General features: G+C 67.4%; 35 protein-coding genes. 1 reads left to right on the top strand and 34 read right to left on the bottom strand.

Annotated elements, in window-relative coordinates; genetic code table 11:
• Positions 1-33 precede the first annotated feature (33 nt).
• The 4 genes from glmM to OHT52_RS18495 form a co-directional block, all read right to left on the bottom strand.
• Positions 34-1,392, bottom strand: coding sequence for a phosphoglucosamine mutase (glmM, locus tag OHT52_RS18510; protein WP_328721302.1), 1,359 nt, complete (start codon positions 1,390-1,392; stop codon positions 34-36).
• A gap of 213 nt (positions 1,393-1,605) precedes the next feature.
• Positions 1,606-2,130: a 30S ribosomal protein S9 gene (gene rpsI, locus OHT52_RS18505; protein WP_266705178.1), complete on the bottom strand. Its 525-nt coding sequence runs from the start codon at positions 2,128-2,130 to the stop codon at positions 1,606-1,608.
• A 44-nt stretch (positions 2,131-2,174) separates the two neighbouring features.
• Entirely contained in the window at positions 2,175-2,618 is a 444-nt protein-coding gene (gene rplM, locus OHT52_RS18500; protein ID WP_275493842.1) for a 50S ribosomal protein L13, read from the bottom strand.
• A 340-nt stretch (positions 2,619-2,958) separates the two neighbouring features.
• The gene (locus OHT52_RS18495) at positions 2,959-4,578 is read right to left on the bottom strand and encodes an ABC-F family ATP-binding cassette domain-containing protein (RefSeq protein WP_328721301.1); all 1,620 of its coding nucleotides are present in this window, start codon (positions 4,576-4,578) and stop codon (positions 2,959-2,961) included.
• Positions 4,579-4,679: 101 nt separating this feature from the next.
• Between OHT52_RS18495 and OHT52_RS18490 the strand changes: the two genes are divergently transcribed.
• Entirely contained in the window at positions 4,680-5,528 is an 849-nt protein-coding gene (locus OHT52_RS18490) for a hypothetical protein (protein WP_328721300.1), read from the top strand.
• A gap of 70 nt (positions 5,529-5,598) precedes the next feature.
• On the opposite strand, the gene truA is transcribed toward OHT52_RS18490, so the two are convergent.
• The 30 genes from truA to rplC form a co-directional block, all read right to left on the bottom strand.
• The gene (truA, locus tag OHT52_RS18485; protein ID WP_328721299.1) at positions 5,599-6,474 is read right to left on the bottom strand and encodes a tRNA pseudouridine(38-40) synthase TruA; all 876 of its coding nucleotides are present in this window, start codon (positions 6,472-6,474) and stop codon (positions 5,599-5,601) included.
• An 89-nt stretch (positions 6,475-6,563) separates the two neighbouring features.
• Positions 6,564-7,061 carry a 50S ribosomal protein L17 gene (rplQ, locus tag OHT52_RS18480; protein ID WP_328721298.1) on the bottom strand — a complete coding sequence of 166 codons (498 nt, stop codon included), beginning with the start codon at positions 7,059-7,061 and terminating at the stop codon, positions 6,564-6,566.
• A gap of 211 nt (positions 7,062-7,272) precedes the next feature.
• Positions 7,273-8,295, bottom strand: a complete 1,023-nt coding sequence (locus tag OHT52_RS18475; protein WP_024755423.1) for a DNA-directed RNA polymerase subunit alpha — start codon at positions 8,293-8,295, stop codon at positions 7,273-7,275.
• A gap of 143 nt (positions 8,296-8,438) precedes the next feature.
• On the bottom strand, positions 8,439-8,843 hold the full coding sequence (gene rpsK / locus OHT52_RS18470; RefSeq protein WP_003956432.1) for a 30S ribosomal protein S11: 405 nt from the start codon (positions 8,841-8,843) through the stop codon (positions 8,439-8,441).
• Between the two features lie 101 nt (positions 8,844-8,944).
• Entirely contained in the window at positions 8,945-9,325 is a 381-nt protein-coding gene (gene rpsM / locus OHT52_RS18465) for a 30S ribosomal protein S13 (RefSeq protein ID WP_266705192.1), read from the bottom strand.
• A gap of 194 nt (positions 9,326-9,519) precedes the next feature.
• Positions 9,520-9,633, bottom strand: coding sequence for a 50S ribosomal protein L36 (gene rpmJ / locus OHT52_RS18460; RefSeq protein ID WP_009740505.1), 114 nt, complete (start codon positions 9,631-9,633; stop codon positions 9,520-9,522).
• Between the two features lie 60 nt (positions 9,634-9,693).
• A complete protein-coding gene (infA, locus tag OHT52_RS18455; protein ID WP_014047798.1) occupies positions 9,694-9,915 on the bottom strand; it encodes a translation initiation factor IF-1 in 222 nt (73 codons plus the stop codon).
• Positions 9,916-10,112: 197 nt separating this feature from the next.
• Positions 10,113-10,949 carry a type I methionyl aminopeptidase gene (map, locus tag OHT52_RS18450; RefSeq protein WP_328721296.1) on the bottom strand — a complete coding sequence of 279 codons (837 nt, stop codon included), beginning with the start codon at positions 10,947-10,949 and terminating at the stop codon, positions 10,113-10,115.
• 167 nt (positions 10,950-11,116) lie between these two features.
• A complete protein-coding gene (locus OHT52_RS18445; protein WP_328721295.1) occupies positions 11,117-11,773 on the bottom strand; it encodes an adenylate kinase in 657 nt (218 codons plus the stop codon).
• Positions 11,773-13,092, bottom strand: a complete 1,320-nt coding sequence (gene secY, locus OHT52_RS18440; RefSeq protein ID WP_328721294.1) for a preprotein translocase subunit SecY — start codon at positions 13,090-13,092, stop codon at positions 11,773-11,775. Before secY ends, OHT52_RS18445 begins: the two co-directional genes overlap by 1 nt.
• 232 nt (positions 13,093-13,324) lie before the next feature.
• On the bottom strand, positions 13,325-13,780 hold the full coding sequence (gene rplO / locus OHT52_RS18435) for a 50S ribosomal protein L15 (protein WP_328721293.1): 456 nt from the start codon (positions 13,778-13,780) through the stop codon (positions 13,325-13,327).
• A gap of 1 nt (position 13,781) precedes the next feature.
• On the bottom strand, positions 13,782-13,964 hold the full coding sequence (gene rpmD, locus OHT52_RS18430; RefSeq protein WP_219611742.1) for a 50S ribosomal protein L30: 183 nt from the start codon (positions 13,962-13,964) through the stop codon (positions 13,782-13,784).
• On the bottom strand, positions 13,964-14,569 hold the full coding sequence (gene rpsE, locus OHT52_RS18425) for a 30S ribosomal protein S5 (RefSeq protein ID WP_328721292.1): 606 nt from the start codon (positions 14,567-14,569) through the stop codon (positions 13,964-13,966). Before rpsE ends, rpmD begins: the two co-directional genes overlap by 1 nt.
• Positions 14,570-14,616: 47 nt before the next feature.
• Complete coding sequence (gene rplR / locus OHT52_RS18420) at positions 14,617-15,000, bottom strand: 50S ribosomal protein L18 (protein WP_328721291.1); 384 nt, start codon at positions 14,998-15,000, stop codon at positions 14,617-14,619.
• Positions 15,001-15,002: 2 nt separating this feature from the next.
• Positions 15,003-15,542, bottom strand: a complete 540-nt coding sequence (gene rplF / locus OHT52_RS18415; protein ID WP_014154583.1) for a 50S ribosomal protein L6 — start codon at positions 15,540-15,542, stop codon at positions 15,003-15,005.
• 22 nt (positions 15,543-15,564) lie between these two features.
• Positions 15,565-15,963 (bottom strand): 30S ribosomal protein S8, encoded by a 399-nt coding sequence (rpsH, locus tag OHT52_RS18410; RefSeq protein WP_328721290.1) that lies wholly within the window; start codon positions 15,961-15,963, stop codon positions 15,565-15,567.
• Positions 15,964-16,188: 225 nt separating this feature from the next.
• Positions 16,189-16,374, bottom strand: coding sequence for a type Z 30S ribosomal protein S14 (locus OHT52_RS18405; RefSeq protein ID WP_030368403.1), 186 nt, complete (start codon positions 16,372-16,374; stop codon positions 16,189-16,191).
• Between the two features lie 2 nt (positions 16,375-16,376).
• Positions 16,377-16,934: a 50S ribosomal protein L5 gene (gene rplE / locus OHT52_RS18400; RefSeq protein WP_328721289.1), complete on the bottom strand. Its 558-nt coding sequence runs from the start codon at positions 16,932-16,934 to the stop codon at positions 16,377-16,379.
• Entirely contained in the window at positions 16,934-17,257 is a 324-nt protein-coding gene (gene rplX / locus OHT52_RS18395; RefSeq protein WP_275493828.1) for a 50S ribosomal protein L24, read from the bottom strand. The genes rplE and rplX overlap by 1 nt, the downstream gene beginning before the upstream one ends.
• A gap of 2 nt (positions 17,258-17,259) precedes the next feature.
• Positions 17,260-17,628, bottom strand: a complete 369-nt coding sequence (gene rplN, locus OHT52_RS18390; protein ID WP_003966950.1) for a 50S ribosomal protein L14 — start codon at positions 17,626-17,628, stop codon at positions 17,260-17,262.
• Between the two features lie 108 nt (positions 17,629-17,736).
• The gene (gene rpsQ / locus OHT52_RS18385) at positions 17,737-18,021 is read right to left on the bottom strand and encodes a 30S ribosomal protein S17 (RefSeq protein ID WP_328721288.1); all 285 of its coding nucleotides are present in this window, start codon (positions 18,019-18,021) and stop codon (positions 17,737-17,739) included.
• Complete coding sequence (rpmC, locus tag OHT52_RS18380; protein ID WP_275493826.1) at positions 18,021-18,245, bottom strand: 50S ribosomal protein L29; 225 nt, start codon at positions 18,243-18,245, stop codon at positions 18,021-18,023. The genes rpsQ and rpmC overlap by 1 nt, the downstream gene beginning before the upstream one ends.
• Positions 18,245-18,664 carry a 50S ribosomal protein L16 gene (rplP, locus tag OHT52_RS18375; protein ID WP_014047785.1) on the bottom strand — a complete coding sequence of 140 codons (420 nt, stop codon included), beginning with the start codon at positions 18,662-18,664 and terminating at the stop codon, positions 18,245-18,247. The genes rpmC and rplP overlap by 1 nt, the downstream gene beginning before the upstream one ends.
• Before the next feature lie 5 nt (positions 18,665-18,669).
• Complete coding sequence (rpsC, locus tag OHT52_RS18370; protein ID WP_328721287.1) at positions 18,670-19,506, bottom strand: 30S ribosomal protein S3; 837 nt, start codon at positions 19,504-19,506, stop codon at positions 18,670-18,672.
• A complete protein-coding gene (gene rplV, locus OHT52_RS18365; RefSeq protein WP_026290933.1) occupies positions 19,506-19,853 on the bottom strand; it encodes a 50S ribosomal protein L22 in 348 nt (115 codons plus the stop codon). Before rplV ends, rpsC begins: the two co-directional genes overlap by 1 nt.
• Positions 19,854-19,895: 42 nt before the next feature.
• The gene (gene rpsS / locus OHT52_RS18360) at positions 19,896-20,177 is read right to left on the bottom strand and encodes a 30S ribosomal protein S19 (protein ID WP_003966956.1); all 282 of its coding nucleotides are present in this window, start codon (positions 20,175-20,177) and stop codon (positions 19,896-19,898) included.
• 12 nt (positions 20,178-20,189) lie between these two features.
• On the bottom strand, positions 20,190-21,026 hold the full coding sequence (gene rplB, locus OHT52_RS18355) for a 50S ribosomal protein L2 (RefSeq protein ID WP_328721286.1): 837 nt from the start codon (positions 21,024-21,026) through the stop codon (positions 20,190-20,192).
• A 50-nt stretch (positions 21,027-21,076) separates the two neighbouring features.
• Complete coding sequence (rplW, locus tag OHT52_RS18350) at positions 21,077-21,400, bottom strand: 50S ribosomal protein L23 (RefSeq protein WP_266705244.1); 324 nt, start codon at positions 21,398-21,400, stop codon at positions 21,077-21,079.
• On the bottom strand, positions 21,400-22,050 hold the full coding sequence (gene rplD / locus OHT52_RS18345) for a 50S ribosomal protein L4 (protein WP_266705246.1): 651 nt from the start codon (positions 22,048-22,050) through the stop codon (positions 21,400-21,402). The genes rplW and rplD overlap by 1 nt, the downstream gene beginning before the upstream one ends.
• Positions 22,051-22,054: 4 nt before the next feature.
• On the bottom strand, positions 22,055-22,699 hold the full coding sequence (gene rplC / locus OHT52_RS18340; RefSeq protein ID WP_275493820.1) for a 50S ribosomal protein L3: 645 nt from the start codon (positions 22,697-22,699) through the stop codon (positions 22,055-22,057).

Raw genomic sequence — 22,699 nt, 5'->3', positions numbered from 1 at the left:
GAGCCGCCCCGTTGTGACGTGTGGTCAAGAACCTCAGCCGAGCGCGGACTTCACCACGTCGGCGAGCCGGCCCGCGATGGCCTGGGCCTGGCCGAAGTCGGCCGCCTCCACCATCACGCGTACCAGCGGTTCGGTGCCGGACTTGCGGAGCAGGACCCGTCCGGTGGCACCGAGTTCGCGCTCGGCCTCGGCGACGGCGGCGGCCAGCTCGGCGGAGGTGGAGACGCGGGACTTGTCGACGTCGGGGACGTTGACGAGAACCTGGGGCAGGCGCTGCATGACGCCCGCGAGCTCGGCGAGGGTACGGCCGGTGGCGGCGACGCGGGCCGCCAGCATCAGGCCGGTCAGGGTGCCGTCGCCGGTGGTGGCGTGGTCCAGCACGATGACGTGGCCGGACTGCTCGCCGCCGAGCGCGTACCCCTCGGCCTTCATGGCCTCCAGGACGTACCGGTCGCCGACCGCGGTCTGGACGAGCTCGATGCCCTCGCGCTCCATGGCCATCTTGAAGCCGAGGTTGGACATCACGGTGCCGACGACGGTGTTGCCGCGGAGCTGTCCGGCGTCGCGCATCGCGAGGGCGAGGACGGCGAGGATCTGGTCGCCGTCGATCTCGTTGCCCTGGGCGTCGACGGCGAGGCAGCGGTCGGCGTCGCCGTCGTGCGCGATGCCGAAGTCGGCGCCGTTCTCGACGACGGCGGCCTGGAGGAGGCCGAGGTGGGTGGAGCCGCATCCGTCGTTGATGTTGAGGCCGTCGGGGTCGGCGCCGATGGTGACGACCTCCGCTCCGGCCCGCGCGAACGCCTCCGGGGAGACGTAAGCGGCGGCGCCGTGCGCCTCGTCGAGCACCACCTTGAGGCCGTCGAGCCGGTTCGGCAGGACGCCGATGAGGTGGGCGACGTACCGCTCGAAGCCCTCGGTGTAGTCGGTGACTCGGCCCACGCCGGCTCCGGTGGGGCGGGCCCAGGGCGCGCCGGTGCGGTGCTGGTCGTAGACGGTCTCGATGCGGTCTTCCAGCTCGTCGGCGAGCTTGTGGCCGCCGCGAGCGAAGAACTTGACGCCGTTGTCGGGCATGGCGTTGTGGCTGGCGGAGAGCATGACCCCGATGTCGGCGCCGAGCACGCCGGTGAGGTACGCCACGGCCGGCGTGGGCAGCACACCGACCCGCAGGACGTCGACGCCCGCGCTGGCGAGACCGGCCACCACGGCGGCTTCGAGGAACTCTCCGGAGGCGCGGGGGTCACGGCCGACCACGGCCGTGGGGCGGTGCCCCTCGAAGGTGCCCGCCTCGGCGAGCACGTGCGCCGCCGCGACCGACAGCCCGAGCGCCAGCTCGGCCGTGAGATCCGCGTTGGCGACCCCGCGCACGCCGTCCGTACCGAAGAGTCGTCCCACTGGTGTCCTCCGAAATGCTCCGACAACCGCAAAAGCACAACAATTAACAAAAGCCAAAGGGGTGCACATCGCCACGCTTCGCACCCGGGAGGGCGGGATGCGCCGATGAACGTCTTATGCCGTTATACGCCCGTGAGGGGCGATAAACGAACGCCCCGACAGCACGGTGTGTGCCGCCGGGGCGAACGTGTGAAGCAGACGAGCAGGCGGGGTTTAGCGCTTGCTGTACTGCGGCGCCTTGCGGGCCTTCTTGAGACCGGCCTTCTTGCGCTCGACCGCACGGTCGTCGCGGGAGAGGAAGCCGGCCTTCTTCAGCGTGGCGCGGTTGTTGTCCACGTCAGCCTCGTTCAGCGCACGGGCGACGCCGAGGCGCAGGGCACCGGCCTGACCCGAGACGCCGCCACCCGAGATGCGGGCGATGACGTCGTAGCGGTTGTCGAGCTCGAGCACCTTGAAGGGCTCGTTGACTTCCTGCTGGTGCACCTTGTTGGGGAAGTAGTCCTCAAGGGTGCGACCGTTGATCTTCCACTTGCCGGTGCCCGGAACGATCCGGACGCGGGCGATGGCGTTCTTGCGACGGCCAAGGCCGGCGGCGGGCTGCGGGTCGCCGAAGCGGCCGGCGAGCGACTCGGAGGTGTACTCACCCTCGACGGGGACCTCGGACTCGAAGGTGGTCACCTCGGCGAAGGTCTCCTCGCCCTCGGTGCCCTCGACGGTCTCAACAGTGGTCTCGGCCACGATTCTCCTCAGATCTTTCTTATGGTCTTAGGGGGAGGCCGGAACTACTGCGCGACCTGGGTGATCTCGTACGGGACCGGCTGCTGCGCAGCGTGCGGGTGCTGGTCGCCCGCGTACACCTTGAGCTTCGACAGCATCTGCCGGCCCAGGGTGTTCTTGGGGATCATGCCCTTGATGGCCTTCTCGACGGCCTTCTCCGGGTTCTTGGAGAGCAGCTCGTCGTAGCGGACCGAGCGGAGACCACCCGGGAAGCCGGAGTGGCGGTACGCCATCTTCTGGGTCTTCTTGTTGCCGGACAGGTGAACCTTGTCGGCGTTGATGATGATGACGAAGTCGCCCATGTCCATGTGGGGGGCGTAAATCGCCTTGTGCTTGCCTCGGAGGAGGTTCGCAGCCGTGGTGGCCAGACGACCCAGGACGATGTCCTGGGCGTCGATGACGTGCCACTGGCGCGTCACATCTCCGGGCTTGGGGCTGTACGTACGCACGGTCGTAGCCTTCGCTTCTTCAGTGAGTGGAGTCCTGACAAGGCCACCCGGACGATCACACCAGCCTTGGCGGCGCTGCGGGGACGCAACCCGAGTGCCTGCCGCTGGTCATCGGCCCGGTGGACCGGCGTAAGGGCCCCTCGCGTGAGAACGACCAAGCCAATACGCATAACAAACCAGAAGACTACCCGGGGGCCCCCGCACGGGTCAAAATGACCCTCGCCCGGCCCCGCCGAACCCCGTGGTTCCGGGGCGGACGGAGGTCCGGCCACCCCACGCGGAACACGAGGAACACGGCGGGGAGGGCCGGACTGCGAACGCGAAGCCTACGGGACGGCCCTCAGCGGGTCCGCTCGACCCGTCGTTCGTCCCAGACCGGCTCGGTCGTCTCGCGCACCACACCGTCCGAACCGAAGACGAGGTACCGGTCGAAGGACTTCGCGAACCAGCGGTCGTGGGTGACGGCCATCACGGTCCCGTCATACGCCTCCAGGCCGTCCTGGAGCGCCTCCGCGGACTCCAGGTCCAGGTTGTCCGTGGGCTCGTCCAGCAGCAGCGCGGTGGTGCCCGACAGCTCCAGCAGCAGGATCTGGAAGCGGGCCTGCTGGCCGCCGGAGAGCTTCTCGAAGGGCTGGTCGCCCTGGCGCTCCAGCTCGTACCGGCGCAGCACGCCCATCGCCGCGCCCCGGTCCTTCGCCTGCTCGCTCCAGAGGATCTCCACCAGGGTCTTGCCGAGCAGCTCCGGGTGGGCGTGGGTCTGCGCGAAGTGGCCGGCGACCACCCGGGCGCCGAGCTTGTACTCGCCGGTGTGCGCGACCGGCTCCCCGGCGAGGAGGCGCAGGAAGTGGGACTTCCCGGAGCCGTTGGAGCCGAGGACGGCGACCCGCTCGCCGTAGAAGATCTCCAGGTCGAACGGCTTCATCAGGCCGGTGAGCTCCAGCTGTGTGCAGGTCACCGCACGTACGCCGGTGCGTCCGCCGCGCAGTCGCATCCGGATGTCCTGCTCGCGGGGCGGCTCGGGGGGCGGGCCGGCGTCCTCGAACTTCTTGAAGCGGGTCTGCATGGCGTGGTAGCGGTTGGCCATGTCGGGGCTGATGGCCGCCTGCTGCCGCATCCGCAGGACGAGGGCGCGCAGCCGGGCGTGCTCCTCCTGCCAGCGGCGCAGCAGCTCCTCGAACCGGGCGAACCGGTCCTTGCGGGCCTGGTGGTAGGTGTCGAAGCCGCCGCCGTGCACCCAGACGTCGCTGCCGGCCGCGCCGGGCTCGACGCTGACGATCTTCTCGGCGGCGCGGGAGAGCAGCTCGCGGTCGTGGGAGACGAAGAGGACCGTCTTGCGGGTCTCCTTGAGTTTCTCCTCCAGCCAGCGCTTGCCGGGGACGTCGAGGTAGTTGTCCGGCTCGTCGAGGAGCAGCACCTCGTCGGGTCCGCGCAGCAGCGCTTCGAGGACCAGGCGCTTCTGCTCGCCGCCGCTGAGGGTGCGCGCCTCGCGGTACTGCGCCTTGTCGTACGGGACGCCGAGCGCGGCCGTGGTGCACATGTCCCAGAGGGTCTCCGCCTCGTAGCCGCGCACCTCCGCCCAGTCGCTGAGGGCCTGCGCGTACTTCATCTGCGCGGCCTCGTCGTCGACGGTGAGGATCAGCTCCTCGGCGGCGTCCACCGCCTTCGCGGCGGCCCGGATCTGCGGGTGCGCCACGGAGACCAGCAGGTCACGGACGGTCTGGCCGTCGCGTACGGAGCCGACGAACTGGCCCATCACGCCGAGGCCGCCGCTCACCGAGACCGTGCCGCCGTGCGGCTGGAGCTCGCCGGAGAGCAGGCGCAGCAGTGTCGTCTTGCCGGCTCCGTTGGCGCCGACGAGGGCCACCACGGCACCGTCGGCGACCCGGAAGGAAGCGTCGCCGAGCAGCACCCGCCCGTCCGGTAGGTAGTACTCCAGGTGGCCCGCTTCGAGATGTCCCATGCCGCCATTGTCCCGGGCGGGGGCGCTTCGACCCAACCGGATTCCGTGGGAGCCCCGGCACCCGGGCCTCTCACTGTCCGAGAACCTCTAGGATGCGCCCCATGAGCTTTGGGCATGGGGGGCCCTCCTGGGGGCCCGGGGAAAGCCGGACTCCGGACTGGGCGGCACTGGCGGAGGAGTCCGCGGCGAAGAGCCGGCGCCGGAAGTGGCTGCTGATCGGGGGCGGTGCGCTGGCCACGGCGGCCGTCGCGGCGATCGTGGCGACCGCCGTGGTGTCGGCGGGCGGCGGCGGCGCGGAGGCCGGACCGAGCGCGAGCGCGCTGCCGGGACCGGAGGATCTGCCGCCGGAGTCCGCGGAGCCGGCTCCGTCCTTCTCCTCGGTGGCCCCCGCTCCCCCGCCGGACCCGATGGACTTCATCTCGGACGAGAAGAAGGACAAGCTGCCGATCACGGTGGACGGGTTCTTCCCGGGCAAGAAGCTGACCTCCGGCGACCGCGTGCACCTCAAGGGCCCCACGGACCGCACCACGCGGTGCGCCGCGGGGACCCAGGGCGCGCTGGGCACGGTCCTCACCAGGAACGGCTGCGACCAGCTGATCCGGGCCACGTACTCGCGGGACGGGGTCGCGGTCACGGTGGGGGTCGCGGTGTTCGGCACCGAGGCGCAGGCGAAGAAGGCCGTCGAGGAGTCGGAGGGCCAGGTCGCCTCGCTCAGCGGCGGCGGCGTGCCGACGTTCTGCCGGGCCGGGGTGATCTGCCGCCGTACGGCCAACTCCTACGGCAGGTACGCGTACTTCTCGGTCAGCGGCTTCACCGACGGGGTGAACGTCACCAAGGACGACAAGGACGTGTTCTCGGCCGGCGACGACCTGACCAACTTCACCTTCCACCAGATCCGCAGCCGGGGCGAGACCCAGGCGTCGGCCGCCGCGTCGGCCGCCACCGGCTGACCCGCCCGCAGGCCCGGCGGCGCCTCCGCCTCTCCCGGGCCCGCCCCGGGAGAGGCGGGGTGACGTCGACTCAGCAGCAGCCGAATCCGTCCGGGTCCACGCTCCCGTCGGGCAACGATCGGACGTGACGGGCCTCCTGGGCGCGGGCGGCCAGCAACTCGTCCACCGGGTAGGCCACTTCCTCCAGGGTGAGCCCGTGCGGCTTCACCACGTGGACTCCGGGGTCCCGCACCCGGGCCGCCAGCACCTCGGCGGGCCAGGGGGCGGGGCGCCGCCCGTCGCCCACGAACAGGGCGGCGCCGATCAGCGCGCGCACCATGTTGTGGCAGAAGGCGTCCGCCTGCACGGTCGCGGTGAGGGCGCCCGACTCCTCGTCCCGTACCCACCTCAGCTTCTGGAGCGTCCGGATGGTGGTCGCGCCCTCACGCTTCTTGCAGTACGCGGCGAAGTCGTGCTCGCCGACCATCGGCGCCGCCGCCTCGTTCATCGCGTCGACGTCCAACGGCCGGTCGTGCCACAGCACATGACCGCGCGTCAGCGGATCGACCCCGCCGGGCCGATCAGCCACCCGGTAGGCGTACCGCCGGTGCATCGCCGAGAAGCGGGCGTTGAACCCCGCCGGGGCTTCGGCAGCCCGCCAGATACGTACGTCCAGCGGCAGCCGCCCCGCCATCCGGCGCAGCAGCTTCTCCCGGTGCTCCTCCCACACCTCCACCGGCAGGTCGACGTGCGCGACCTGCCCCCGGGCGTGCACCCCGGCGTCCGTACGGCCCGCCACCGTCAGGTCGTACGTCCGCGCGGAGCGGGTCACCGTACGCAGGGCGTCCTCGATCTCCCCCTGCACGGTGCGCCGGGACGTCTGCTTCGCCCAGCCGGAGAAGTCCTTGCCGTCGTAGGAAAGGTCCAGCCGTACGCGTACCGCACCGGCCTCAGGCTCGTCGCTCACCCGCGCATCCTCTCAATACCCATCGCAAACGGAACGGGCCCGCACCGCCCCGAAGGGTGGTGCGGGCCCGCACAGTGGTCTCAGAACGCTCAGGCGTCCTTGGACTCCGTGTCGGCCTCGGCCGGCTTGGCGTCCTCGACGACCTCGGTGGACTCGGCCTTGGCCGCGTCCTCCTTGACCGCACGCTTGGTGGCGGCCTCGGCCTCACCGGTGGCCTGCTGGGCCACGGTCAGGGCCTCGACGAGCTCGATGACGGCCATCGGGGCGTTGTCGCCACGACGGTTGCCGATCTTGGTGATACGGGTGTAACCACCGGGGCGGTTCTCGTACCGGGGGGCGATCTCGGTGAAGAGCGTGTGGACGATGCTCTTGTCCGTGATCGTCTGGAGCACCAGGCGACGGTTGTGGATGTCGCCCTTCTTCGCCTTCGTGACGAGACGCTCGGCGACGGGGCGCAGACGACGGGCCTTGGCCTCGGTCGTCGTGATGCGGCCGTGCTCGAACAGCGACTTCGCGAGGTTCGCGAGCAGCAGACGCTCGTGCGCGGCGCTGCCGCCCAGACGTGCACCCTTGGCGGGACGCGGCATGGTGTTTCTCCTTGTGTGCTGCACCGGCCGTATCAGGTACCGGTGTCAGTTCCCGTGAGGCGGTCGCCCCGCGGAAGTCCATGGTTGCGAGGACCCGGAGGCCCTCACGGACGGGCCGAGGAAATCCAGCCCGTCCGGCGTTCGAGGACAAAGCCTCGACCCCGGCCCGGGGCACGCGGTACGAACCCCGCGCACCCCAGCCGGAGGCGTCCTAGTACTGCTCGGTCTCCACGAAGCCCGCGTCCGCGTCGTCGTCGGCGCCGAAGGCGTCGGCGGCGGCGGTCGGGTCGAATCCGGGCGGGCTGTCCTTGAGGGCCAGGCCCATGCCGGCCAGCTTCGCCTTGACCTCGTCGATCGACTTCGCACCGAAGTTGCGGATGTCGAGCAGGTCGGCCTCGGAACGCGCCACGAGCTCACCCACGGAGTGGATGCCCTCGCGCTTGAGGCAGTTGTACGAACGGACCGTGAGCTCCAGCTCCTCGATCGGCAGCGCCAGATCGGCGGCGAGCGCGGCGTCCGTGGGCGACGGGCCCATGTCGATGCCCTCGGCGTCGATGTTGAGCTCGCGCGCCAGACCGAACAGCTCGACCAGGGTCTTACCGGCCGACGCCATGGCGTCACGGGGACGCATGGCCTGCTTGGTCTCGACGTCGACGATCAGCTTGTCGAAGTCGGTGCGCTGCTCGACACGGGTCGCCTCGACCTTGTACGTGACCTTGAGCACCGGGGAGTAGATGGAGTCGACCGGGATGCGGCCGATCTCCTGGCCCGCCTGCTTGTTCTGGACGGCGGAGACGTAGCCGCGACCGCGCTCGACGGTCAGCTCCATCTCCAGCTTGCCCTTGCCGTTCAGCGTGGCGAGGACGAGGTCCGGGTTGTGGACCTCGACGCCGGCCGGCGGCGCGATGTCGGCAGCGGTGACCAGGCCGGGACCCTGCTTGCGCAGGTACATCACGACCGGCTCGTCGTGCTCCGAGGAGACGACCAGCTGCTTGATGTTGAGGATGAGGTCGGTCACATCCTCCTTGACGCCCGGCACGGTGGTGAACTCGTGCAGGACACCGTCGATCCGGATGCTGGTGACAGCGGCACCGGGGATCGAGGAGAGGAGGGTACGGCGCAGGGAGTTGCCGAGGGTGTAACCGAAACCGGGCTCCAGCGGCTCGATGACGAACCGGGAGCGGAACTCGTCGACGACCTCTTCGGTCAGCGACGGGCGCTGGGCGATCAGCATGCTGATGTCCTTCAGTCGTGGGCACCCACTATTTGATGCCCGACAGATACAACAAGGGTACGGGCGGTACGCCCCCGAAGGGAGGTACCGCCCGGTCCCACAGGTGTGCGTGAACACAGACGGCCGTCACCGGCCGTCATGCGTCAGACGCGGCGACGCTTCGGCGGACGGCAGCCGTTGTGCGGCGTCGGGGTGACGTCCTGGATCGAACCGACCTCGAGGCCCGTGGCCTGGAGGGAGCGGATCGCGGTCTCGCGGCCGGAGCCCGGACCCTTGACGAAGACGTCGACCTTGCGCATGCCGTGCTCCTGCGCGCGGCGGGCGGCCGACTCGGCGGCCATCTGCGCGGCGAAGGGGGTGGACTTGCGCGAGCCCTTGAAGCCGACGTGGCCGGCGGAGGCCCAGGAGATCACGTTGCCCGAGGGGTCCGTGATCGAGACGATGGTGTTGTTGAACGTGCTCTTGATGTGCGCGTGGCCGTGAGCGACGTTCTTCTTTTCCTTGCGACGCACCTTCTTGGCTGCGCCCTGACGACCCTTGGGGGGCATGTCTTACTCCAGATGGAGAGGGGAGGTGATCGGTCCTACAGCGAAGACCGCTGGTTGCTGCTCGGCCGGAAGTCCGGACCTCGCAGTGCGTCCGCTGAGGACTACTTCTTGCCCGGCTTCTTCTTACCGGCGATGGCGCGACGCGGGCCCTTGCGGGTACGCGCGTTCGTGCTGGTGCGCTGACCGTGCACCGGCAGGCCACGACGGTGGCGAATGCCCTGGTAGCAGCCGATCTCGATCTTGCGGCGGATGTCGCCCTGGATCTCGCGGCGGAGGTCACCCTCGGTGCGCAGGTTGGCGTCGACGAACTCGCGGATCTTGACGAGGTCCTCTTCGGCCAGGTCGCGAACACGGGTGTTCGGGTTCACGCCGGTCGCGGCGAGGATCTCCTTGGACCGGGTGCGCCCGATGCCGAAGACGTAGGTGAGGGCAACCTCCACGCGCTTTTCGCGCGGGATGTCAACACCTGAAACGCGTGCCATTCAATGGCTCCAGTTGTTAAGTCGGGGGTCTTCCACAGTGCCGCTCCCGACCGCCGACCGCTCGAACGAGTCAGTGGTACGCCCGGGTCCCCGGCCCCCGCCGGAGGTGTCGTCAGCCGTGGCTTGGACGGGCACTGCGTATGTACGTATTACGTGCGTCGCGCGAAGAACTGCGAGATGCAGGGGGTCGTGCGTCAGCCCTGGCGCTGCTTGTGGCGCAGGTTTTCGCAGATGACCATGACCCGGCCGTGACGGCGGATCACCTTGCACTTGTCGCAGATCTTCTTGACGCTCGGCTTGACCTTCATGGGATGTCAGGTTCTCCGGGTCAGTGCCATCACCGCGCCGCAGCGCGATGGGGGCAAGATCTACTTGTACCGGTAGACGATCCGGCCACGCGTCAGGTCGTACGGAGAGAGCTCCACCACGACCCGGTCATCGGGGAGGATACGGATGTAGTGCATCCGCATCTTGCCGCTGATGTGCGCGAGGACCTTGTGACCGTTCTGGAGCTCCACCCGGAACATTGCGTTCGGGAGGGACTCGATCACGGTGCCCTCGATTTCGATGGCACCTTGCTTCTTGGCCACGCTTCGCCTTTCGAATCGGCTACCTTGATCGACTCCCGCTCTGCCCTGCTACCACCAAGTGGACACACGGATGCACGAGAGCCGACGAGTCAGTCTACGTCAGCGGACTCCAAAAGACGAATCCGTCAAGTTTGCCCAGCGTCCGTGATCCTTACGCCCCGACGGGCGAGGCGATCGGCCGGCGCCGGGCCGCGTGCTCAGGCCAGCGGGTCCGGCGCCGCCTGGACGCCGTACGGGGCGAGCTTCTCGGCTCCGCCGTCCGGGGCGGTCAGCACCAGCGGGCCGTCCTCCGTGAGCGCGATGGAGTGCTCCCAGTGGGAGGACCAGCTGCCGTCGGTGGTGAGCACGGTCCAGTCGTCGCTGAGCACCTTCGTCTGCGCGGTGCCGAGCGAGACCATGGGCTCGATCGCCAGGCAGACGCCGGGGACCAGCTTGATGCCCTTGCCCCGCTTGCGGGAGACGTAGTTCAGCAGGTGCGGGTCCATGTGCATCTCGGTGCCGATGCCGTGGCCGCCGTAGTCCTCGATGATCCCGTACTTGCCGGTGGCGGGGCGGGGCTGGCGGCGGATGTAGCCCTCGATCGCCTTCGAGATGTCGAGGAGGCGGTTGTTCACCTTCATCGCGGCGATACCGGCCCACATCGACTCCTCGGTCACCCGGGAGAGCTCGATCAGTTCCGGAGCGTGTCCGGTGCCCACGAAGGCGGTGTACGCGGCGTCGCCGTGCCAGCCGTCCACGATCGCGCCGCAGTCGATGGAGATGATGTCGCCGTCCTTGAGGACGGTCTTCTCGTCCGGGATGCCGTGGACGACGACGTCGTTGACCGAGGTGCAGATGGTCGCCGGGAACCCGCCGTACCCGAGGAAGTTCGACTTCGCGCCGTGGTCGGCGATCACCTTGCGCGCGACCTGGTCGAGGTCGTGGGTGGAAGCGCCCGGTACCGCGGCCTCGCGGGTGGCGGCGTGAATGGCGGCGACCACCAGGCCCGCCTCACGCATCTTGGCGATCTGCTCCGGGGTCTTGATCTGCACCATTGCTGGGCGCCTCTCTGCATCTGCGTCTCTGGGGACGGGGACCGTCTCCCGCCTCCGGGGACGGGGGGCCGCGACGTGACCGTGAATCCACGATACGGCGACAAACAGCCGGCCGCGGCGCCCTGGGGCACCGCGGCCGGCTGTGGAAGTTACTGCGTGGGTGGTGCTCAGCCCTCGTCGGACTTGAGCGCCGCCATGGCCCGCTCGGTCACTTCGGTGACCTTGCCGAGGGCGGGGATGGTCACGACCAGCCCCTGCTCGCGGTAGTAGTCGATGATCGGCTCGGTCTGGGTGTGGTAGACCTCCAGCCGGGTGCGGACCGTCTCCTCGTTGTCGTCGTCCCGCTGGTACAGCTCGCCGCCGCAGGTGTCGCAGACACCCTCGGTCTCCGGCTGGTTGTACGCGACGTGGAAGACGTGCGAGCTGTCGTTGCGGCAGATGCGGCGACCCGCGATCCGCTTCACGACCTCGTCCTCGGGGACCTCCAGGTCCAGGACCGCGTCGAGTGCCACACCCTTGCTCTTGAGCATCTCGTCCAGCGCCTCGGCCTGGCCGACGTTGCGCGGGAAGCCGTCGAGCAGGAAGCCACCGGCCGCGTCGGGCTGGGACATGCGGTCCTCGGCCATCGCGTTGGTCACCTCGTCCGGCACCAGCTGACCCTTGTCCATGTAGGACCGGGCCTGCTTGCCAAGGTCGGTGCCCTGGCTGATGTTGGCGCGGAAGAGGTCGCCCGTGGAGATGTGCGGAATCGACAGGTTCTTGGCAAGGTACGCGGCCTGCGTTCCCTTGCCGGCACCAGGAGGCCCGACGAGGACGATTCGCATCAGCGGAGGAACCCTTCGTAATTGCGCTGCTGGAGCTGACTCTCGATCTGCTTCACGGTTTCCAGACCCACACCCACGATGATGAGGATGCTCGTCCCGCCGAACGGGAAGTTCTGGTTCGCACCGCCGAAGCCTGCCAACGCCATCGTCGGCACCAGAGCGATCAGACCCAGGTACAGCGAGCCCGGCCAAGTGATCCTGTTGAGCACGTAGCTCAGGTACTCGGCTGTAGGTCGACCTGCCCGGATACCCGGGATGAACCCACCATACTTCTTCATGTTGTCGGCTACTTCTTCGGGGTTGAACGAGATCGCCACGTAGAAGAACGCGAAGAAGACGATCAGGAGGAAGTAGGACGCGATGTAGTACGGGTGGTCGCCCTTGACGAAGTGGTCCTTGATCCAGTTCGCCCAGCCCGCGTTGGAGTTGGAGAACTGGACGATCAGGGCCGGGATGTAGAGGAGCGAGGAGGCGAAGATGACGGGGATGACGCCCGCCTGGTTCACCTTGAGCGGGATGTACGTGGACGTACCGCCGTAGGAACGGCGCCCGATCATGCGCTTCGCGTACTGCACCGGGATGCGGCGCTGGGCCTGCTCGACGAAGACGACGAGGCCCACCATCACCATGCCGATGAGGATGACCGTGCCGAACTCGATCCAGCCGTCGGCGAGCTTGCCGCTCTCCTTGATGGCCCACAGGGCGCTCGGGAAGCTGGCGGCGATCGAGATGAACATCAGGATCGACATGCCGTTGCCGATGCCGCGGTCGGTGATGAGCTCACCGAGCCACATGACGCAGGCGGTGCCGGCCGTCATCGTGACGACCATGACGATCGTGGTGAAGATCGAGGAGTTGGGGACGATCTGGTCGCCCACCGAGCAGCTGCTGAAGAGCGCGCCGCTGCGGGCGGTCGCCACCAGGCCGGTGCCCTGGAGGATGGCCAGCGCGACCGTGAGGTAACGCGTGTACTGGGTGATCTTGGTCTGCCCGGACTGTCCCTCCTTCTTGAGGGCCTCCAGTCGGGGGATGACCACGGTCAGCAGCTGAAGAATGATGCTGGCCGTGATGTACGGCATGATGCCGAGCGCGAAGATCGTGATCTGCAGCAGCGCACCACCGCTGAACATGTTGACGAGACCGAAGAGGCTGTTATTGCCCTTGCTGGCCTGGTCGATACAGGTCTGGACGTTCTCGTAACTCACTCCCGGTACGGGGATGTGTGCCCCGAGCCGATAGAGAACGATGATGCCGAGCGTGAAGAGCAGCTTCTTGCGCAGGTCGGGCGTCTTGAACGCCCGGGCGAACGCGGTGAGCACGGTGCCTCCTGCGACCCCCGCGCTATGCGTAGAGGTGACGGTCTTGAGGTTCGACGGATACGACGGACACAAAAAAAGTCAAAGTGTCCCAGGGCGGGTGCCCGAGGGGTTAGCACACAACTCACGCCACCTTACCGGCGACCATGCCCCCCTAGGAACGACCAACCGGGGATGCCTCTTGGAAGAGGCATCCCCGGTCGGGTGTTCAGTACATCGAGTTGTCCGAGTTGTCTCAGACGAGCTCGGTGACGGTGCCGCCGGCGGCGGCAATCTTCTCCTTGGCGGAGCCGGAGACGGCGTCAACCGAAACCTGCAGCGCCACGGAGATCTCGCCCTGTCCGAGGACCTTGACGAGGTGGTTGTTGCGCACGGCGCCCTTGGCGACCAGGCCGGCCACCGTGACCTCTCCACCCTCGGGGTAGAGCGTCGCGAGCTTGTCCAGGTTCACGACCTGGTACTCCGTGCGGAACGGGTTCTTGAAGCCCTTGAGCTTCGGCAGGCGCATGTGGAGGGGCATCTGGCCACCCTCGAAACGCTGCGGAACCTGGTAACGAGCCTTCGTTCCCTTGGTACCACGACCTGCGGTCTTACCCTTGGACGCCTCACCACGACCCACACGGGTCTTGGCGGTCTTGGCGCCCGGGGCAGGCCGGAGGTTGTGGGCCTTCAGCGGGCTGTTCTCCGCCATGTCAGTCAACCTCCTCAACCGTCACGAGGTGGCGGACGGTGTGAACCATTCCGCGGAACTCGGGGCGGTCCTCCTTGACAACCACGTCGTGCAGGCGCTTGAGCCCGAGCGAACGCAGGGTGTCGCGGTGGTTCTGCTTGCTACCGATGTACGACTTCGTCTGCGTGATCTTGAGGCTGGCCATTACGCACCAGCCCCGGCACGCGCACGGAGCAGAGCCGCGGGGGCGACGTCCTCGAGGGGCAGACCGCGGCGGGCCGCGATCTCCTCGGGACGCTGCAGGCCCTGAAGGGCCGCCACGGTCGCGTGCACGATGTTGATCGCGTTGGAAGAACCGAGCGACTTCGACAGGACGTCGTGGACGCCGGCGCACTCGAGCACGGCACGCACCGGACCACCGGCGATGACGCCGGTACCCGGGGAAGCAGGCTTGAGCAGGACGACGCCCGCGGCCTTCTCGCCCGTGATCGGGTGAGGAATCGTGCCCTGGATGCGCGGAACCTTGAAGAAGGACTTCTTGGCTTCCTCGACACCCTTGGCGATGGCCGCGGGAACTTCCTTGGCCTTGCCGTAACCGACACCGACGGTGCCGTCACCATCGCCCACCACGACCAGCGCGGTGAAGCTGAAGCGACGACCACCCTTCACAACCTTGGCGACGCGGTTGATCGCGACAACGCGCTCAACGTACGCGGTCTTCTCGGCGGCGCTGGGGCCACCGTCACGGCCCTTCCGGTCCCGCCGCTCGCCGCCACCGGCACCGCTTCCGCGGCGCTGGGGTCCAGCCATTGGAATTACCTCTCTCTGTTACGTCCGCTGTGCGTAGGAACCGGGGCTTAGAACTTCAGCCCGGCTTCACGGGCGGCGTCAGCCAGAGCGGCAATCCGCCCGGCGTACTGGTTACCACCGCGGTCAAACACGACGGCCTCGACGCCTGCGGCCTTGGCGCGCTCGGCGACCAGGGCGCCGACCTGCTGGGCCTGAGCGCTCTTGTCACCCTCGCCACCACGGATGGAGACGTCCAGGGTCGACGCCGACGCGAGCGTGTGGCCCGCGATGTCGTCGATGACCTGGGCCACGATGTGACGGTTGGAACGCGTCACGACGAGGCGGGGACGCTCCGGCGAACCGGAGATGTGCTTGCGGACGCGGATGTGGCGCCGCTTGCGGGAGGCGCGCTTGTACGCGTCGCCCTTGGCGATCTTCACGCCGTATGCCATGGCTACTTACCAGCCTTTCCGACCTTGCGGCGGATGACCTCGCCCGCGTACTTGACGCCCTTGGCCTTGTACGGGTCGGGCTTCCGCAGCTTGCGGATGTTGGCGGCTACCTCGCCGACCTTCTGCTTGTCGATGCCCTCGACGCTGAGCTTCGTGGGCGACTCGACCTTGAAGGTGATGCCTTCCGGAGCCTCGATGAGGATCGGGTGGCTGTAGCCCAGGGCGAACTCCAGGTTGGAGCCCTTCGCCTGGACGCGGTAACCGACACCGCTGATTTCGAGCGCCTTGCTGTATCCCTGGGTCACGCCGGTGATCATGTTCGCCACCAGCGTGCGGGACAGGCCGTGAAGGGCCTTGTTCTGACGCTCGTCGTTCGGGCGGACGACGTTCAGAACGCCGTCCTCACCCTTGGTGACCTCGATCGGCGCGGCGACGGTGTGCGAGAGGGAACCCTTGGGGCCCTTCACCGCGACCGTGCGGCCATCGATGGTGACGTCCACACCGGCGGGAACCTGGATGGGGAGCTTGCCGATTCGCGACATGAGCTATTCCTCCGATTCCCGACTACCAGACGTAGGCGAGGACTTCCCCACCTACGCCCTTCTTGCTGGCCTGCTGGCCGGTCAGGAGACCGTGGGACGTGGAGATGATCGCCACGCCCAGGCCGCCGAGGACCTTCGGCAGGTTGGTGGACTTTGCGTAAACACGCAGACCCGGCTTCGAGATTCGCTTGATGCCGGCGATCGAGCGCTCGCGGTTCGGACCGAACTTCAGGTCGAGAACGAGGTTCTTGCCAACCTCGGCGTCCTCGACCTTCCAGCCGGTGATGAAGCCCTCCTGCTGGAGGATCTCCGCGATGTGCGACTTGATCTTGCTGTGCGGCATCGCGACGGAGTCGTGGTATGCCGAGTTCGCGTTGCGCAGACGCGTGAGCATGTCTGCGATCGGATCAGTCATGGTCATGAGTTGGCCTTCGGCCTCTCTCGCCGGGGTTTCCTGTATGCGCCATCCCTCTCCCCACTCAGTGGCGGGACGGGTGCGGTGCGGGGACCTACGGCGTAGTAAGTCGGTCTAGGGCGGCAGGCGCCCAACCCTTCTAGCCTACGGCATGAAAGGACGGGCTCCTGCCGACCAGATGCTTACCGAGAGTCTCCTGGTCATCCCAACGCCCAAAGGGCGAAGGGGTGATTACCAGGAGCTCTTGGTCACGCCCGGCAGCTCGCCACGGTGAGCCATCTCACGAAGGCACACGCGGCACAGGCCGAACTTGCGGTAGACGGAGTGCGGGCGGCCGCAGCGCTGGCAACGCGTGTACGCGCGAACGCCGAACTTCGGCTTGCGGGCAGCCTTAGCGATCAGGGACTTCTTCGCCACGGTCAGTTCTCCTTGAACGGGAAGCCGAGGTGACGAAGGAGGGCACGACCCTCGTCGTCGTTGGTCGCCGTGGTGACCACGGTGATGTCCATGCCCCGGACCCGGTCGATCTTGTCCTGGTCGATCTCGTGGAACATGACCTGCTCCGTGAGACCGAAGGTGTAGTTGCCACGGCCGTCGAACTGCTTCGGCGACAGGCCGCGGAAGTCACGGATACGCGGCAGCGCGAGCGACAGCGTACGGTCCAGGAACTCCCACATCCGGTCACCACGAAGGGTGACGTGGCAGCCGATCGGCTGGCCCTCGCGCAGCTTGAACTGCGCGATGGACTTGCGGGCCTTGGTAACGGCAGGCTTCTGGCCGGTGATCGTGGTGAGGTCGCGCACGGCGCCGTCGATCAGCTTGGAGTCGCGGGCGGCGTCGCCCACACCCATGTTGACCACGATCTTGACCAGACCGGGAATCTGCATGACGTTCTCGTACGAGAACTCCTCACGCAGCTTGCCGGCGATTTCCTCGCGGTAGCGCGTCTTGAGACGCGGCGAAGTGGTGGCAGTCATCAGATGTCCTCACCAGTCCGCTTGGCAACGCGGACCTTGTTGCCCTCGTCGTCAAAGCGGTAGCCGACGCGGGTGACGACCTTGTTGCCGTCCTTCTCCACAACCAGCTGAACGTTGCTGACGTGAATCGGGGCCTCAGTGGTGACGATGCCGCCGGTCTGCGAACCGCGAGCCGTCTGACCGGCCTTGGTGTGCTTCTTGACCCGGTTGACACCCTCGACGAGGACGCGGTCCTGAGCGGGGTAGGCCACGATGACCTTGCCCTGCTTGCCCTTGTCCTTACCGGTGATGACCTGAACCAGGTCGCCCTTCTTGATCTTCATGCTTACAGCACCTCCGGCGCGAGCGAGATGATCTTCATGAACTTCTTCTCGCGCAGCTCCCGGCCCACCGGGCCGAAGATGCGGGTGCCGCGGGGGTCGCCGTCGTTCTTCAGAATGACGGCTGCGTTCTCGTCGAAGCGGATGTACGAGCCATCCTGACGACGGCGCTCCTTGACGGTGCGAACGATGACAGCCTTGACGACGTCACCCTTCTTCACGTTACCGCCGGGGATCGCGTCCTTGACGGTGGCGACGATGACGTCACCGATGCCCGCGTAGCGGCGACCCGAACCACCGAGAACACGGATGGTGAGGATTTCCTTCGCACCCGTGTTGTCGGCGACGCGAAGTCGCGACTCCTGCTGGATCACGTCTATCTCCTGATCGTCTGCCGGTTCCCGGCGGGGAGCTCCGTAAGTGGATTACGGAGCTCCCTCACCGAGCCTGGCGGAACCGACCTGAGGGGAACCCCTCAGGAATTACTTGGCCTTCTCGAGGATCTCGACGATGCGCCACCGCTTCGAGGCGGACAGCGGACGCGTCTCCATGATGATGACGCGGTCGCCGACGCCGGCGGCGTTCTGCTCGTCGTGAGCCTTGAGCTTGTTCGTACGGCGGATGACCTTGCCGTACAGAGCGTGCTTCACGCGGTCTTCGACGGCGACGACGACGGTCTTGTCCATCTTGTCGCTGACGACCAGACCCTCACGGGTCTTGCGGAAGCTACGGTCGGTGTTGGTCTCAGTCACAGTCTTCTCGCTCATCAGGCGCTCTCCACCGTTTCGATGCCCAGCTCGCGCTCACGCATCAGGGTGTAGATCCGCGCGATGTCCTTACGGACGGACTTGAGCCGACCGTGGTTCTCGAGCTGACCAGTTGCCGCCTGGAAGCGGAGGTTGAACAGCTCTTCCTTGGCCTCGCGGAGCTTGTTGAGGAGCTCCTCGTCGCCCAGTTCGCGCAGCTCGGACGCCTTGGTACCGACCGACATCACGACTCACCTGCCTCGCGCCGAACAATCCGGCACTTCATCGGAAGCTTGTGAGCAGCGCGGGTAAGCGCCTCACGAGCAATCTTCTCGTTCGGGTAGGACAGCTCGAACATCACCCGACCGGGCTTGACGTTCGCGATCCACCACTCGGGAGAACCCTTACCGGAACCCATGCGGGTCTCGGCGGGCTTCTTCGTCAGGGGGCGGTCCGGGTAGATGTTGATCCAGACCTTGCCGCCACGCTTGATGTGGCGGGTCATCGCGATACGAGCTGCTTCGATCTGGCGGTTCGTCACGTACGCCGGGGTCAGCGCCTGGATGCCGTACTCGCCGAACGCAACCTGCGTACCACCCTTGGACATACCGCTGCGCTTCGGGTGGTGCTGCTTGCGGTGCTTGACCCTACGGGGGATCAGCATTTCGGTCAGGCCTCCGTTCCGGTGCTCTCAGCAGCCGGAGCAGCGGCGGCGGGGGCGTCGGCCTTGGGGGCCTCCACCGTGCCGGGCTGCTGCGGCTTGCGTCCGCGACCGCCACGCTCGCCACCGCGGCCACCACGGCCGGCCGGGCGGTCGGTGCCGCCACGGGCCGGGCGGTTGCCTGCGCGGGCAGCGGCGTTCTCGGCGCGGACCTCGGCGATGTTCTTGACGTCGCCCTTGTAGATCCAGACCTTCACGCCGATGCGGCCGAAGGTCGTCTTGGCCTCGAAGAAGCCGTAGTCGACGTTCGCGCGGAGCGTGTGCAGGGGCACGCGGCCCTCGCGGTAGAACTCCGAGCGGGACATCTCGGCGCCGCCGAGGCGGCCACCGCACTGGATCTTGATGCCCTTGGCGCCGGCCTTCATCGAGCTCTGCATGCTCTTACGCATGGCGCGACGGAAGGAGACGCGGGAGGAGAGCTGCTCGGCGACGGCCTGGGCCACCAGCTGAGCGTCCACCTCGGGGTTCTTGACCTCGAGGATGTTCAGCTGGACCTGCTTGCCGGTCAGCTTCTCCAGCTCGCCGCGGATGCGGTCGGCCTCGGCGCCGCGGCGGCCGATGACGATGCCCGGACGAGCGGTGTGGATGTCGACGCGGACGCGGTCGCGGGTGCGCTCGATCTCAACCTTCGAGATGCCGGCGCGCTCCATGCCCTTCGTCATCATGCGACGAATGGCGACGTCTTCCTTGACGTAGTCCTTGTACAGCTTGTCGGCGTACCAACGGGACTTGAAGTCCGTGGTAATGCCGAGCCGGAACCCGTGCGGGTTTACCTTCTGGCCCATTACCGGGTTCCTTCCTTGCTGCTGACGACCACGGTGATGTGGCTGGTCCGCTTACGGATCCGGTAGGCACGGCCCTGAGCACGCGGACGGAACCGCTTCAGGGTCGGGCCCTCGTCCACGTACGCCTCGCTGATGACCAGCGAAGAGGCGTCAGGGTGGTCGTAGTTGTGTGCAGCGTTGGCGATGGCGCTGTCAAGCACCTTGCCAACCGGCACGCTCGCGGCCTGCGGGGCGAAACGCAGGACCGCCTGAGCCTCCGTGGCATCCATGCCACGGATGAGGTCCACCACGCGGCGGGCCTTCATGGGCGTGACGCGGATGTACCGCGCCTGGGCCCTGGCTTCCATGGTTGTCCCTTCGGTGTGAGTCATAGTCGTTTCCACCCCGCGCTAGCGGCGCTTCGACTTCCGGTCGTCCTTGACGTGGCCGCGGAAGGTGCGAGTCGGCGAGAACTCGCCGAGCTTGTGGCCGACCATCGACTCGGTGACGAACACCGGGACGTGGATCTTGCCGTTGTGCACCGCGATGGTGTGCCCCAGCATGGCCGGGACGATCATCGAGCGACGGGACCAGGTCTTGATGACGTTCTTGGTGCCTGCCTCGTTCTGTACGTCCACCTTCTTGATGAGGTGTCCGTCGACGAAGGGCCCCTTCTTGAGACTGCGCGGCATCTAAACCCGCTCCTAGCGCTTCTTGTTCGTCTTGCGGCGGCGGACGATGTACTTGCTCGATGCCTTCTTCGGCGAGCGAGTACGACCCTCCTTCTGACCCCACGGCGAGACCGGGTGACGTCCACCGGAGGTCTTGCCTTCACCACCACCGTGCGGGTGGTCAACCGGGTTCATCGCGACACCGCGGACGGTCGGGCGAACGCCCTTCCAGCGCATACGGCCGGCCTTGCCCCAGTTGATGTTCGACTGCTCGGCGTTGCCGACCTCGCCGATGGTGGCGCGGCAGCGGGCGTCGACCAGCCGGATCTCACCGGAAGGCATACGAAGGTGGGCCATCGTGCCCTCCTTCGCCAGCAGCTGCACGGAGGCACCCGCGGAACGGGCGAACTTCGCGCCGCCGCCGGGCCGCAGCTCGATGGCGTGGATGGTCGTACCGACCGGGATGTTGCGCAGCGCCAGGTTGTTGCCGGGCTTGATGTCGGCGGTCGGGCCGTTCTCGACACGGTCGCCCTGCTTCAGGCCCTTCGGAGCGACGATGTAACGCTTCTCGCCGTCCGCGTAGTGCAGCAGCGCGATGCGCGCGGTGCGGTTGGGGTCGTACTCGATGTGCGCGACCTTGGCCGGCACGCCGTCCTTGTCGTGACGACGGAAGTCGATCACGCGGAAGGCGCGCTTGTGGCCACCACCCTGGTGGCGAACGGTCACACGACCGGTGTTGTTACGGCCGCCCTTGCTGTGCAGGGGGCGGACCAGCGACTTCTCCGGCGTGGACCGCGTGATCTCGACAAAGTCGGCGACGCTGGAGCCACGACGGCCCGGCGTCGTCGGCTTGTACTTGCGGATACCCATGTTTTCTCAGTCCTCGGAAATATTCCGGATCCTGGACGTCCCTACCTCCGTCAGGAGGTCGGGCCGCCGAAGATGTCGATACGGTCGCCCTCGGCGAGGGTCACGATGGCGCGCTTCGTGTCGGCGCGCTTGCCGAAACCGGTCTTGGTGCGCTTGCGCTTACCCTGACGGTTGATCGTGTTGACCCCGGTGACCTTGACCGAGAAGACCGCCTCGACGGCCTGCTTGATCTGGGTCTTGTTGGAGCCCGGCGCGACGATGAACGTGTACTTGTTCTCGTCGAGCAGCGCGTAGCTCTTCTCGGACACGACCGGCTTCACGAGGATGTCGCGCGGGTCCGAGTACGTCTTGCTGGTTACGGTCGCCGTGCTCATCAGGCGTCGCTCCCTTCGGTCTCAGCGGTCTGGGGGCCAGACACGAAGGACTCGAAAGCGGCCTGGGTGAAGACCACGTCGTCAGAGACGATCACGTCGTACGTGTTGAGCTGGCCCGGCTCCAGGATGTGCACCTGGGGCAGGTTGCGCGCGGAGAGCCACGCGGCCTCGTCGGCGCGGTCGACGACCAGGAGCAGGTTGGGGCGCTCCGAGATCTTGCCGAACAGCGTCTTGGCGGCCTTGGTGGAGACTCCACCCTCGACCACGCCGGTGATGACGTGGATGCGGGAGTGACGCGCCCGGTCCGAGAGGGCACCGCGGAGGGCGGCGGCCTTCATCTTCTTCGGGGTGCGCTGCGAGTAGTCACGCGGCTGCGGGCCGTGGACGACGCCACCGCCGGCGAACTGCGGCGCGCGGGTCGAACCCTGGCGGGCGCGGCCGGTGCCCTTCTGGCGGTACGGCTTGCGGCCACCACCACGGACTTCGCCACGACGCTTGGTCTTGTGCGTGCCCTGACGGGCAGCGGCCAGCTGAGCGACAACGACCTGGTGGATCAGCGGAACGCTGGTCTTCGCGTCGAAGATCTCCGCGGGGAGCTCGACGGTACCGGCCTTGTCGCCTGCCGGCGAAAGGATGTCAATGGTGCTCATTACCTCAAGCCCCCTTGGCCGCGGTACGGACCAGTACGAGGCCGCCGTTCGGACCGGGGACCGCGCCCTTGATGAGGAGCAGACCCTTCTCCGCGTCAACCGCGTGGATGGTCAGGTTCTGGGTGGTGACGCGCTCGTTACCCATGCGACCGGCCATGCGCATGCCCTTGAAGACACGCCCAGGGGTGGCGCAGCCACCGATCGAACCGGGGGAACGGTGCTTGCGCTGGACGCCGTGACCGGCGCCGAGGCCCTTGAAGTTGTGACGCTTCATGACACCGGCGAAGCCCTTGCCCTTGCTCTTGCCCGTGACGTCAACCTTGACGCCGGACTCGAACACCTCGGCGGTGAGCTCCTGGCCCAGCGTGTACTCGCTGGCGTCCGGGGTGCGCAGCTCCACCAGGTGGCGGCGCGGGGTCACGTCGGCCTTGGCGAAGTGACCCTTGAGGGGCTTGTTCACCTTGCGCGGGTCGATCTCGCCGAAGGCGATCTGGACCGACTCGTAGCCGTCGTTGTCGTTGGTGCGGACCTGGGTGACGACACAGGGCCCGGCCTTGACGACGGTCACCGGGACAACCCGGTTGTTCTCGTCCCAGACCTGGGTCATGCCGAGCTTCTCGCCCAGGACGCCCTTAATGTTCTTAGCCAT

It is taken from the genome of Streptomyces sp. NBC_00247 (genome assembly GCF_036188265.1).
In the GTDB taxonomy this organism is placed as follows: Bacteria; Actinomycetota; Actinomycetes; order Streptomycetales; family Streptomycetaceae; genus Streptomyces.
The sequence above is the reverse complement of the archived record's forward strand: the minus strand, read 5'-3'. Positions and strand labels throughout refer to the sequence as shown.